The sequence below is a fragment of the Arthrobacter sp. M2012083 genome (assembly GCF_000281065.1).
Taxonomy (GTDB): Bacteria; Actinomycetota; Actinomycetes; order Actinomycetales; family Micrococcaceae; genus Arthrobacter.
On record NZ_AKKK01000005.1, the window covers coordinates 29,687 to 41,917 of the forward strand.

Annotated in this window: 11 protein-coding genes; 9 read left to right on the forward strand and 2 right to left on the reverse strand. The window is 61.0% G+C overall.

The window, feature by feature from the left end; translation table 11 throughout:
* Positions 1–20: 20 nt before the first annotated feature.
* The 9 genes from pdxT to A477_RS0102890 all read left to right on the forward strand — a co-directional run bounded on the left by pdxT (position 21) and on the right by A477_RS0102890 (position 9,880).
* Positions 21–722 (forward strand): pyridoxal 5'-phosphate synthase glutaminase subunit PdxT, encoded by a 702-nt coding sequence (gene pdxT, locus A477_RS0102850; RefSeq protein ID WP_017197526.1) that lies wholly within the window; start codon positions 21–23, stop codon positions 720–722.
* Between the two features lie 3 nt (positions 723–725).
* Positions 726–1,481: a YebC/PmpR family DNA-binding transcriptional regulator gene (locus A477_RS0102855; protein ID WP_017197527.1), complete on the forward strand. Its 756-nt coding sequence runs from the start codon at positions 726–728 to the stop codon at positions 1,479–1,481.
* A 66-nt stretch (positions 1,482–1,547) separates the two neighbouring features.
* Positions 1,548–2,126: a crossover junction endodeoxyribonuclease RuvC gene (ruvC, locus tag A477_RS0102860; protein WP_026005305.1), complete on the forward strand. Its 579-nt coding sequence runs from the start codon at positions 1,548–1,550 to the stop codon at positions 2,124–2,126.
* Positions 2,127–2,229: 103 nt separating this feature from the next.
* The gene (ruvA, locus tag A477_RS0102865; protein WP_017197529.1) at positions 2,230–2,874 is read left to right on the forward strand and encodes a Holliday junction branch migration protein RuvA; all 645 of its coding nucleotides are present in this window, start codon (positions 2,230–2,232) and stop codon (positions 2,872–2,874) included.
* Entirely contained in the window at positions 2,867–3,943 is a 1,077-nt protein-coding gene (gene ruvB / locus A477_RS0102870) for a Holliday junction branch migration DNA helicase RuvB (protein ID WP_017197530.1), read from the forward strand. The genes ruvA and ruvB overlap by 8 nt, the downstream gene beginning before the upstream one ends.
* A gap of 143 nt (positions 3,944–4,086) precedes the next feature.
* On the forward strand, positions 4,087–4,470 hold the full coding sequence (yajC, locus tag A477_RS0102875; RefSeq protein ID WP_026005306.1) for a preprotein translocase subunit YajC: 384 nt from the start codon (positions 4,087–4,089) through the stop codon (positions 4,468–4,470).
* A 114-nt stretch (positions 4,471–4,584) separates the two neighbouring features.
* A complete protein-coding gene (gene secD / locus A477_RS0102880) occupies positions 4,585–6,336 on the forward strand; it encodes a protein translocase subunit SecD (protein WP_017197532.1) in 1,752 nt (583 codons plus the stop codon).
* A complete protein-coding gene (secF, locus tag A477_RS0102885) occupies positions 6,336–7,325 on the forward strand; it encodes a protein translocase subunit SecF (RefSeq protein WP_017197533.1) in 990 nt (329 codons plus the stop codon). Before secD ends, secF begins: the two co-directional genes overlap by 1 nt.
* 161 nt (positions 7,326–7,486) lie before the next feature.
* Positions 7,487–9,880 (forward strand): RelA/SpoT family protein, encoded by a 2,394-nt coding sequence (locus tag A477_RS0102890; RefSeq protein ID WP_017197534.1) that lies wholly within the window; start codon positions 7,487–7,489, stop codon positions 9,878–9,880.
* Here A477_RS0102890 and A477_RS0102895 read toward each other — a convergent pair.
* Both A477_RS0102895 and A477_RS0102900 read right to left on the reverse strand, forming a co-directional pair.
* Complete coding sequence (locus A477_RS0102895; RefSeq protein WP_026005307.1) at positions 9,877–10,485, reverse strand: hypothetical protein; 609 nt, start codon at positions 10,483–10,485, stop codon at positions 9,877–9,879. The genes A477_RS0102890 and A477_RS0102895 overlap by 4 nt on opposite strands.
* A gap of 100 nt (positions 10,486–10,585) precedes the next feature.
* Positions 10,586–12,178 carry a DUF349 domain-containing protein gene (locus tag A477_RS0102900; protein WP_017197535.1) on the reverse strand — a complete coding sequence of 531 codons (1,593 nt, stop codon included), beginning with the start codon at positions 12,176–12,178 and terminating at the stop codon, positions 10,586–10,588.
* Positions 12,179–12,231 lie beyond the last annotated feature (53 nt).

A 12,231-nucleotide genomic window follows, 5' to 3' on the forward strand; every position in this document is an offset into this window, starting at 1 on the left:
TGGGCCACTATGATGGACGAATGACCAACCCCCTTTCCGACGCTTCGTCACGCGTGGGTTCAGGACTCCGAATCGGCGTGCTGGCTCTCCAGGGCGACTTCCGTGAGCATATCCACGCTGTTGAGGCCGCTGGAGCCACCGGCGTGGGTATTCGCCGCCCGTCAGAGCTCGACGACATCGACGGCCTGATTATCCCCGGCGGCGAATCCACCACCATAGACAAGCTTTCCCGGATCTTCGAAGTCCGCGACCCCCTTCAAAAGCGCATCGCGGACGGCCTTCCCGTATATGGCTCCTGCGCCGGCATGATCCTGCTGGCCAATGAAATTGCGGACCCGGCTACGGACCTGGACGGAAATCCCCAACAGACCTTTGGCGGCCTGGATATTACGGTCCGCCGTAACGCCTTCGGACGGCAACGCGAATCCTTTGAAACCGACCTCGATTTCAAGGGCTTGGATTTCAGTGCAGGGGATTCCGGTGTGGATCCCGTTCACGCGGTATTCATCCGCGGCCCCTGGGTGGAACGTGTTGGTCCGGACGTGGAGGTCCTTGCCCAGGTTGATCCCGACCACGCCAGCCACACGGCGACTTTGCATGGAGTGGCTAGAATTGTTGCAGTGCGTTCCGGCCAACTGCTGGCCACCTCCTTCCACCCGGAAGTGACGGGAGAGAAACGCGTGCATGAACTCTTTATTCGAATGATCAGAGGAGAAGCGTAAAGCATGTCAGGCCACTCCAAATGGGCGACCACCAAGCACAAGAAAGCCATCATTGACGGCAGGCGTGCAAAGTCGTTCGCGAAACTGATCAAGAACATTGAAGTTGCTGCCCGCATGGGTGGACCGGACCTTGCCGGCAACCCGGGCCTTGAACTCGCAGTCACGAAGGCGAAAAAAACTTCAGTACCCAACGACAACATCGACCGTGCCATCAAGCGTGGTGCGGGCCTCACCGGTGAAGTGGTGGACTACACCGAGATCATGTATGAAGCCCGCGGTCCCCAGGGTTCGGCTCTGTTGATTGAATGTCTGACCGACAACAAGAACCGTGCCGCTTCCGAGGTGCGTCTGGCGATCTCGCGCAACGGAGGCACCATCGCCGATCCCGGTTCCGTGAGTTACCTCTTCGCTCGCAAGGGTGTTGTTGTCCTGCCCAAGAACGGCCTCAGCGAAGACGACATTCTGATGGCTGTCCTTGAGGCCGGAGCCGAGGAAGTCAAGGACAGTGGTGAAAACTGGGAAATCCACTCCGAGCCCTCCGACCTCCAGGCCATCCGTGACGCCTTGAAGGAAGCCGGCATCGACTACGAAACCGACGAAGCCGAATTCGTTCCGTCCATGCAGGTTGAGCTGGACGTTGACGGCGCCAAGAAGTTCATGAAGCTCGTGGATGCACTGGAAGACCTGGACGATGTCCAGAACGTCTACAGCAATGCGGACCTCAGCGAGGAAGTGCAGGCTGCCCTCGACGCCGAGTAGTCGGGTGGGGCGCAGCGCAACAACTTTGACAACCAGCAGGTTTACAGCCATCAGGAAGGCCCGGACTTGACTCTTCGTGTATTGGGAGTCGATCCGGGCCTTACCCGTTGCGGCATCGGTGTGGTGGACATTGAGCGGAACCGCCGGGCCACCATGGTGGCCGTCGGTGTGGTGGGCACGTCCGCCGAGCTGACTTTGGACAAGCGTTTGCTGGTCATTGCCCAGGCCATTGACGAGTGGCTGGATCTGCACAAGCCGGATGTCGTCGCCGTCGAACGTGTTTTCTCGCAGATGAACGTGAGCACGGTGATGGGCGTAGCCCAAGCGTCGGGCGTCGTCATTGTGGCGGCAGCACGCCGTGGGATACCGGTCGCATTGCATACGCCTTCCGAGGTGAAAGCCGCGGTGACCGGCAGCGGCACCGCAAACAAGGATGCGGTCACCAAATTGGTGACCAAGATTCTGCGCCTGGATGCTCCGCCCAAGCCGGCTGATGCTGCCGACGCCCTCGCCCTGGCCCTCACCCACGCGTGGCGCGCAGGCAGTGGCATGGGGTCCGTGGGGGGCGCCAACGGAAAGGGCGGCCTCACCCCCGCGCAGAAAGCGTGGGCCGAAGCCGAAGCAAAAGCGCGCCGCAAACGATGATTGTCAGCCGCCCTTGCTAGGGTATTCGTAGATATGTTCGGATAGTCCGCTTTGGCCGCAGTTTTCACGGTAACGGAGCAGGCAGTAATTCAGGAGCCGGGTCTTGATCAGTTTTCTCCGTGGAACGGTAGCCCACGTTGGTTTGTCCACCGCTGTTATTGACCTCAACGGTGCGGGTATGAGTGTCTTCGCCACACCGCAGACCTTGAGCCACCTCAAAACAGGAACAGAAGCCAAGCTCTTCACTTCCATGATCGTCCGTGAAGATTCACTCACGCTGTTCGGATTTGCCGACGACGACGAACGTGAAGTCTTCGACGTCCTGCTCAGTGTCAGCGGGGTTGGCCCCCGTTTAGCCTTGGCCGTCCTGGCCGTGCACGAACCGGAAGCCATCCGGGTGGCGGCCCACACTGGTGACAGCAAGGCATTCACCAAGGTGCCGGGCATTGGTCCCAAGGTGGCCGGCCGTATTGTCCTCGAGCTGGCCGGGAAGTTGGTTCCGCACGGAACCGGTACTGGGAGCGCTCCAGCCGCAGCCCCGAACGCAGAATGGAAGCCGCAGGTAGTCGCAGCCATGACAAGCTTGGGATGGTCCGAGAAGGACGCCAACGGCAGTATCGACAAAGCCATGGCGGACTCGCCGGAACTCGTGGACGCAGGAAACGTAGCCCAAATACTTCGGGCTACACTGCGGTGGCTTGGTCAGGACGGGGCACGCGCAGGCAACCGCGTAGGCAGCCGTGGCTGAGCAGTCACTCGTCAGCGGGGGAGAGGAACCGGAAGAGCGGGTCATTGAGGCCGCTCTCCGCCCCAAGAACCTGCACGACTTCGTAGGACAGCATCGGGTCCGCAAGCAGTTGGCCTTGGTGCTTGAGGCCTCGAAGATGCGTGGCCGCAGCGCCGACCACGTGCTGATGTCCGGGCCTCCGGGACTCGGCAAGACCACCCTTGCCATGATCATTGCCGCGGAAATGAACGCACCATTGCGTATCAGCAGCGGACCGGCCATCCAGCATGCCGGGGACCTCGCAGCCATCCTTTCCTCGCTCTCGGAGGGCGAGGTCCTGTTCCTTGACGAAATCCACCGCATGTCCAGGCCGGCAGAAGAAATGCTGTACATGGCCATGGAGGATTTCCGCGTGGACATCGTCGTGGGCAAAGGAGCCGGCGCAACTGCAATCCCCCTCGAGCTCCCGCCCTTCACCCTGGTAGGTGCCACCACGCGCGCAGGACTTCTGCCGGGCCCCCTGCGGGACCGGTTCGGTTTCACCGGGCACCTGGAGTTTTATTCGGTGGCCGAACTCGAACTTGTCCTCCGCCGTTCTGCCGGGCTTCTGGACTTGAAGGTTAACTCCGCAGGTTTCACCGAGATCGCCGGCCGCTCCCGGGGAACACCGCGTATCGCCAACCGGCTGCTGCGCCGTGTCCGTGACTGGGCGCTTGTTCATGGCATCGAGCAAATCGATGCTCGTTCAGCGTCAGCTGCCTTGGATATGTACGAAGTAGACGAGCGTGGCTTGGACAGGCTGGACAGATCCGTTCTTGAAGCCCTGATAACCAAGTTCAATGGTGGCCCTGTTGGCTTGTCCACGTTGGCCATTGCCGTCGGTGAGGAACCCGAAACGGTGGAGACCGTGGCTGAACCGTTCCTGGTACGCGAGGGACTTTTGGGACGTACTCCACGGGGTCGAATCGCGATGGCGTCCGCTTGGACCCACCTCGGCTTCGCCGTACCGGCCGGAGTGTTTGGTCAAGAGACCCTCGCCTTGTTCGGTGAGGACGAAAACCACGCCGAAAGCATAGATACGGTCGGTTAACACGCTCTGTTCAGCTTTTCCCACTAGACTGGTATGACGCTCGGCACGTTCGAGTCCTTGATCCATGCCCGCTCAGCGGATCTGCCAGGGACGTTGCCGTGAACCAAAACGTAAGTACAGAACGGAACTTCCCTGTGGATCCAATGACCATATTGCTGTTCGTCATGCTTGGACTCTTTGTCTTCATGATGTTCCGCCGCAACAAGAAGACCCAGCAGCAGCAGGCTGAAATGCAGTCCAAGTTCGCTCCTGGTGTCGACGTCATGACCAGCTTCGGTCTCTTTGGCCGCATCGTGTCCATCGACGAAGCTGAGAACAAGGTCGTCATCGAACTTTCCCCGGGTAACCAGGCAACGGTTCACCGCCAGGCAGTCACCAAGGTGGTCGAAACCACCCCCGAGGAAGCACCGGTTGTCCCGGATGACGCTTCTTCCCTGACAGCCGCGGAGACTGAGGCTCCTGCCGCCGTCGAGACACCGGAAGAAACCATCGCGCGCCTCAACAAAGAGGACAAGAAGGACAACTAGCACCGTCAGTCGCGGCGACACCGCGCAAGGCAACTTCTACGGCAGCGGAGAGCCGCCGGCAGACGCTCACCAGCGTCGGCCGGCGGCTGTCCGGCGATAACAGGAAGATCGATAATGGCACGGACCGGCCCCAAAAACTCAGCCCGCAGGGTGCTGACCTGGCTTGGCGCAATTTTCGTTGTATTAACCGCTGTCCTTGCTGGCGGAGTGGTGACTGGCAACGCCAGTTGGGCTCCGAAGCTTGCTCTGGACCTTGAAGGCGGAACCCAGATGATCCTGGCACCCCGGGTGGAGGGTTCCAGCGAGATCAATGAGGAGCAACTCAACCAGGCAGTTGCCATCATTCGGCAGCGAGTCGATGGCTCCGGTGTTGCTGAAGCCGAAATCAGCACGCAGTCCGGCCGCAACGTGGTGGTCAGCCTTCCGGGAACACCGTCGAAGGAAACCCGCGACCTGATCCAGGCTTCGGCCGACATGAACTTCCGCCCGGTGATCACTTACGGCGATCCTGCGGCTATCCCGGCCGAGCAGCGCACCCCTGAGGATCAGCTGAACAAGCCGACAGCGGAGCCGGCCAACGCGAGTGATGTCAACTGGATTACCCCGGAAGTCCAGAAGGAATTTGAAGCGCTCGATTGTGTGAATCCGTCACCGGAAAAGCGCGACCGGTCGGATCCTGCCAAACCGCTGGTAACCTGCGAGGCGGCCACTGCCACGACTCCTGCGATCAAGTACATCCTCGGGCCCGTTGAGGTCAAAGGCCAGGACATCAGCGATTCCACCTTTACCCAGGTCCAGGGTGCCCAGGGCTCCGTGACGAACTCCTGGGGCGTGAACATCGTCTTCAACTCGGATGCAACGGCAAAGTTCAAGGCCGTAACCGAACGCCTCAACCAGTTCTATGCTGCAGCGCAGGCCCAGGGTACTGACGATCCCAAGTCTCAGTTTGCGATCGTCCTGGACGACAAAGTACTTTCCGCCCCGCGAGCCCTTGCTGTCATCACTGATGGCAAGCCGCAGATCACGGGTAACTTCACCCAGGCGTCTGCGAAGGCTTTGTCGGACCAGTTGCGCTATGGCGCACTGCCCATCAGTTTCGAGATCCAATCACAAGAGCAGATTTCGGCCACTCTCGGTGGCGACCAACTTCGCCTCGGCTTGCTGGCAGGCATGATCGGTCTGTTGCTCGTGGTTGTGTACTCCCTGTTCCAGTACCGCGCGTTGGGCCTTGTCACCATCGCCTCACTTGTGGTGGCTGGTGTGCTGACCTATCTCGCCATTGCCATCCTTGGATGGACGGAAAACTATCGTCTCTCGCTGGCAGGCGTGGCGGGTCTGATCGTGGCCATTGGCCAGACTGCTGACTCGTTTATCGTCTACTTCGAGCGCATCAGGGATGAGCTGCGCGAGGGCCGTGGCCTGGTGTCCGCCGTCGAGAATGGTTGGAAGCGGGCAAAGCGCACCGTGCTGGCTTCCAAGGCCGTCAACCTCCTTGCTGCCCTGGTTCTCTACTTCGTAGCCGTCGGCAACGTACGTGGCTTTGCCTTCACCCTCGGCCTGACGGCCCTGGCTGACCTGCTGGTGGTGTTCATGTTTACCCATCCGATGCTGCAGATCCTTGCCCGCACCAAGTTCTTTGGCGAGGGGCACCGTTTCTCAGGGCTTTCCCCTGACCGTCTCGGCGCAGTTCCCCTTTACCGGGGCGCGGGCCGCGTCCGTACGCCTGAGGAAAAGCCTGCCGTGGTGCGCGCGCGCAACACCGGCGCGGCAGCCGAAGCTGAACGACGCATGACCATCGCCGAGAGGCGTCTTGCCGAGAAGGGCCAGCTCACTGGTACTTCCAACGGCACCAAGGAGGAGAAGTAATGACCACGAGCTTCGCAACCTTCGGCCACGAGCTCTACACGGGCAAGCGCTCGTACAACTTCGTCAATTCCAAAAAAATTTGGTTCATCATAGCGGCGGTCGCCGTGGCACTCTCCATCCTGATTCCGGTGGTCAAGGGCGGTTTCAACCTCGGAATCGAATTCCGTGGCGGCTCCGAGTTCACTGTTTCAAATGTGAGCACCACTGATGCAAGCCTGGGGGAAAAGGCTGTCCACGACGTCGTGCCCGATGCCATTCCCCGTGTAGCCAACGTGGCAGGCAACACCATGCGGATCCAGACGGACCAGCTGACCGATGACGAAACCAACCGGATCAAGGATGGCCTCACCAGCGCCTACGGGGTCACGGAGAACGAAGTGACGTCCAACTTCGTTGGCCCAACCTGGGGCCAGGACGTCACTCGCCAGGCCCTCATCGGCCTGGTGGTCTTCGTTGCCTTGGCAGCTGTCCTGATGGCGCTGTACTTCAGGACCTGGAAGATGTCTTTGTCGGCACTCGTCGGCATGCTGGTCACCATGTTCACCACAGCGGGCGTCTACGCCCTGAGCGACTTTGAAGTCACGCCCTCGGCAATCATTGGCTTCCTGACGGTCCTCAGCTACTCGTTGTACGACACCGTGGTGGTCTTCGACAAGATTCGTGAAAACACCTCGGACATCTCCACGTCCACCCGCCGCACGTTCAGTGAAGAGGTCAACCTGGCCGTCAACCAAACCTTGGTCCGCTCCATCAACACCATGATGGTGGCCGTCCTACCGGTTGCGGCAATCCTCTTCATTGGTGCCGGGCTTCTGGGCGCGGGCACTCTTCGCGATCTTTCCCTGGCGTTGTTCGTGGGGATCCTCATCGGTACCGCGGCTACGATCTTCATTGCGGCGCCGCTGTACGCGTGGCTCCGCCAGAGCGAGCCTGATCTGGTGAAGCAAGCCAAGAAGGTTGCCCACCGCAGGACTGAAGCCACGGTCTAGGGCTGTTCAGTACCGTTGTTTCGCCGGGAGCCGGCCTCCGCACCACTGCGGAGGCCGGCTCTTTGACTTGCCTGCGTCATCGTCATGTGCTGCCCGGTTGCAGAAGCATTCACCTGCGGGAATAGACTGGGAGAATTAAATCGGTTGTGAGGGGTACTTCTGTGGAAGAACGTGCGACGTCGGCACCACCGGCGGGCGGGGATGACGGCCGCAAGACTGTGGCAGTTCCGGCAACGAGTGTGCCCGGACGAACTGCGGCTGCGGTTCCGGTCGATGCTCCCGGTGCGCGTCCCACCTTCCCGGGACGGCGGGAGCGGACACGTTCCCGGCTTGCCCGCCTGACGGGAAGGGGCATCGCCCCGTACTCGCCGATTCTCGAGCCACTGTTGCGGACGGTTCGGGCGAACAATCCCAAAGAGGACTTCGACCTGATTCAACGCGCCTTCGCAGTGGCGGAGCAGAGCCACCAGGGGCAGAAGCGCAAGAGCGGTGATCCGTACATCACCCATCCCGTGGCCGTGGCCACCATCCTGGCTGAACTCGGCATGACCGGGACTACCCTGGCAGCAGCGTTGCTTCACGACACCGTTGAGGACACCCCCTACACGCTGGCTGACCTGACGCGCGACTTTGGACCCGAAGTCGCCATGTTGGTGGATGGTGTCACCAAGCTGGATAAAGTCAGTTTCGGTGAAGCTGCGCAGTCGGAAACCGTCCGCAAGATGGTGGTCGCGATGGCCAAGGACATCCGTGTCCTGATGATCAAGCTGGCAGACCGCCTCCACAACGCGCGCACTTGGCGGTTCGTTTCCGCGGAATCGTCATCACGCAAGGCCCGTGAAACGCTGGAGATCTTCGCACCGTTGGCGCATCGCCTGGGTATGAACACCATCAAGTGGGAACTGGAAGATCTCTCCTTCGCCGCGCTGTACCCCAAGGTGTACGAGGAAATCGTGCGCATGGTGGGCGACCGCACCCCGGAGCGGGAAAAGAGCCTGAGCGTCATCCGCAACCAGATAGCGGATGACCTTCGTACAGCACGAATCAAGGCGACCATCACTGGACGGCCCAAGCACTACTACTCGATTTATCAGAAGATGATCGTCCGGGATAAAGACTTCGACGACATCAACGACCTCATGGGCGTGCGTGTCCTGGTTGATTCGGTTCGTGACTGTTACGCAGCCTTGGGGACGTTGCATTCACGGTGGAACCCCCTTCCGGGGAGGTTCAAGGACTACATCGCGATGCCCAAGTTCAACATGTACCAATCCCTGCATACAACAGTGATTGGCCCTGGCGGTAAACCTGTGGAAATTCAGATCCGCACCCACGAAATGCATCGACGTGCAGAATACGGTGTGGCAGCCCACTGGAAGTACAAGGACCAGCCCAACCGGACGGCACAAGGCCCAGGCAGCCCGCGTGACGGGGACATGGGCTGGCTGCGGTCGCTGGTGGACTGGCAGCAGGAAACCTCGGATCCCGGAGAGTTCCTGGATTCGCTCCGCTACGAGATCAATGCCCGGGAAGTGTTTGTTTTCACTCCCAAGGGTGAAGTCATGGCCCTTCCGGCCGGATCAACCCCCGTGGACTTCGCGTACGCCGTGCACACGGAGGTGGGCCACCGAACCATAGGTGCCCGCGTCAATGGCAAGTTGGTTCCGCTCAACAGCGAGCTGAACCATGGCGACTGGGTAGAGATCTTCACCTCCAAGGCGGAAGGCGCCGGCCCGAGCCAGGACTGGCAGCACTTCGTCAAGTCGGCGCGGGCACGCAATAAGATCCGCCAATGGTTCACCAAGGAACGCCGCGAAGAAGCCATTGAACGTGGCAAGGACATGTTGACCCGGGCTATGCGGAAGCAGAACCTGCCTTTGCAGCGGCTCATGACGCACGACGCCTTGTCTGCCGTGGCGGAGGACTTCCACTACGTAGACATCTCGGGGCTGTACGCGGGCGTTGGCGATGGGCACACCTCGGCCCAGTCCGTCATGGAAAAGCTCGTGGAGCACTTGGGCGGTCATGAAACACCCGATGAAGACCTCGATGAAGTCAGTATTCCTACCCAGGTTGCGAAGTCGAAGTTCTCGGATTCGGGTGTCATTGTGCGCGGCGTCGGCGATGTCTGGGTCAAGCTGGCCCGGTGCTGCACCCCGGTACCCCCGGACCCCATCCTGGGCTTCGTAACGCGTGGATCAGGAGTTTCCGTCCACCGGACGGACTGCACCAATGTCTCGGGTCTTCGTGACCAGCCGGACAGAATTGTTGAGGTTGAGTGGGCACCCACCCAGTCGAGTGTGTTCCTCGTGGAGATTCAGGTGGAAGCTTTGGACAGGAAGTCCTTGCTGTCCGACGTGACCCGTATCCTGTCCGAGAACCACGTGAACATCCTGGCCGCGTCGGTTCATACGTCGAGTGACAGGGTGGCGATCTCGAAGTTTGCCTTCGAAATGGGCGATCCGAAGTACCTGCATCACGTCTTGAACGCGGTTCGCCGAATTGATGGCGTCTTTGACGTGTATAGGACTACTGGCAACCGCCGCCGCAGCTAGCCCGGATGTGGGGAAGCCAGCTGGCCCAGTGTTGCCAAGGCGCGTTTCTTGTGTGGCACCCGGGGAGCCGACTCCACGGCCAGGGTGAGCAGCCGCAACCTGATGCCAAGTTCTTCGCGTTCCAGAAGTCGCTTCAACGCCGGCAAAGCGCGATCGGCTTCGACATGGAGGGCGATGTCCGCCGCGGTACGTAGTGGGCTGCTGACGAGCATTCCTCCGAGGCTGACGACATCCATCTGACCCAGCCGGACCTCATGAAGGCTGCATGGCGTGGATCCCCGCAGGCTGGATATGCGATGTTTTGAATCGACGAGCAGGGACAGGTGCTCGGGCGGATTGGCGCAACCGTAGATCCATGCTGCTGTGAGCCTGCCGGCGACCACCTTGGTCCGGATTCTTTCCGGGACGGTGAGGGCCGCTGCGCGCGCTCTCAGTCGGTGGGTAACAGCCACACCGGGGGAGGCATAACTCTTCCCGTACAGGGGCAGCAGGATGCCGTCGAACGCCATACTTTGCAGTTCGTTCCACGTAAAGATGCGACTCGGGGAGTAGAGCTCGGAGATGACCGGCTCCAGCAAATGCGGGGCGTTGACAGCGGGGACCATTCATCGATCATTCCGTGCGGCCGCCCTACGAGTACAGGCTCCGTTCCGGTTATGTGGATAACCGGAACGGAGCCTGCAAGAATGATCTTGGCCAGGGTCTCTAGGCGAGGTCGCTTGCCGAGCGCTGGATCTGGTCAAGCCATGCCTGACGGGCCTCCAGCGCCTCGCGGGCAGCCTTGATACGGCGCTGGTCGCCGGCCTTCTCGGCTTTCTCGAGATCGTCCTTGAGACCTGCAATGGCCGATTCAAGCTGTGACAAGGCGCTGTTGGTGCGGGCCTTGGTTTCCGGGTTGCTCCGGCGCCACTTCTCTTCCTCGGCTTCACGAACCGCATCTTCGACCTTGCGAAGCCCGGCCTCAATCCGGCCCATGTCGGCGCGGGGAACCTTGCCGGCATCTTCCCAACGGTCCCTGATGGACTGAAGGGCCTTCTTGGCGGCGCTGAGATCGTTGATGGGCAGGAGCGCCTGCGCCTCAGCCACCAACTGTTCCTTGACGGCCAGGTTCGCAGTGTACTCCTGGTCGATTTGCTCGTTGGCGGCCTGGCGGTTGCTGAAGAAGACGTCCTGGGCGGCACGGAACCGGCCCCAGAGTGCGTCATCGTCCTTGCGGCTTGCACGTGGAGTTGTCTTCCACTGGTCCATCAGCCTGCGGTACTCGCCGGCCGCGAATCCCCAGTCGGTAGACGTTGAAAGCGCCTCGGCCTCCGCGATCAAAGCCTCCTTGGCTGACTTTGCAGCGGAGTTGTTGCTGTCAAGCTGCGAGAAGTACGCGCGGCGGTGACGATCAAAAACCGTCCGTGCAGAGCGGAAACGCTTCCAGAGTGCGTCTTCGTTGCTGCGGCCAAGCCTGACCCCGCTCTTTTGTGCGGCCTTCCACGTTTCAAACAACTCGTTCATGCGCGCGCTTGAGGTCTTCCACTGAATCTGAGCGGGGTCCTGGCCGGCAATGGTCTCAGCTTCAGCAACGATTGCTTCGCGCGCCGCGAGTTCGTTGGCGCGCACCGCCTCGTGGGCAGCCTTCTCGGACTTCTCGAGTTCTACAATCTGGGCTGACAGGACGTCCAAGCGGGCCTCAGCAGCACGGATGTCACCCACCATGTTGCGCTCCGCGAGTTGCTCACGGAGGTGCGTGACCGTCTTCTGCATGTCCGTGGCAGGAGCCTTGGACTCCACGCGGTGTTCCAGGAGAACCACCTGCGCGATGATGTCGTCGAACTTACGGGCAAAGTAGCCAAGTGCCTCGTCGGCGCTGACACCCGGGTACTGACCCACAGGGATCTCTTCACCATCCAACGTCAGGAAGACGTGGCCATCACCTTCAGCGCGTCCCCATTTGGCTGCCTCGGCGAGTGAGGCAGCGGAGACCGCCGGGGCCGCAGGTACGACGGCGGCAGGGGCCTTGGGGCGGGCCGCGAAGGCTGCGGGGGATGGCGCTGCGGACGGCGTCGGACGAGGAGCGGCCGGTGCTGCGGGCGCTGCTGACGGTGATTCTTCCGGTGTTTCCGCGGCAGCCGTAGCTGTGTCGGCGGCTGGGGTGGCTTCCACCGGGCCTGATTCGGCAGCCGGAGTTGCTTCGTTGGCTGGAGTGGGCTCGGCCGGAGTTGGTGCCTCGGTACCGTTGGTGCCGGTTTCCTCGACTGCGTCTTGGTTGGCCACTACTGCTGTTTCGTCGGATTTCTGACTGTCTGTCACCGCTAAAAGTCTTTCGCTTGGAGGGAACTGCTCAGGTAATGCACCGCAGGCCG

Coding starts and splice junctions, on each gene's coding strand:
- secF (WP_017197533.1), top strand. CDS start 6,336: ATGACCACGAGCTTCGCAACCTTCGGCCACGAGCTCTACACGGGCAAG.
- A477_RS0102855 (WP_017197527.1), top strand. CDS start 726: ATGTCAGGCCACTCCAAATGGGCGACCACCAAGCACAAGAAAGCCATC.
- A477_RS0102895 (WP_026005307.1), bottom strand. CDS start 10,485: ATGGTCCCCGCTGTCAACGCCCCGCATTTGCTGGAGCCGGTCATCTCC.
- secD (WP_017197532.1), top strand. CDS start 4,585: ATGGCACGGACCGGCCCCAAAAACTCAGCCCGCAGGGTGCTGACCTGG.
- yajC (WP_026005306.1), top strand. CDS start 4,087: ATGACCATATTGCTGTTCGTCATGCTTGGACTCTTTGTCTTCATGATG.
- pdxT (WP_017197526.1), top strand. CDS start 21: ATGACCAACCCCCTTTCCGACGCTTCGTCACGCGTGGGTTCAGGACTC.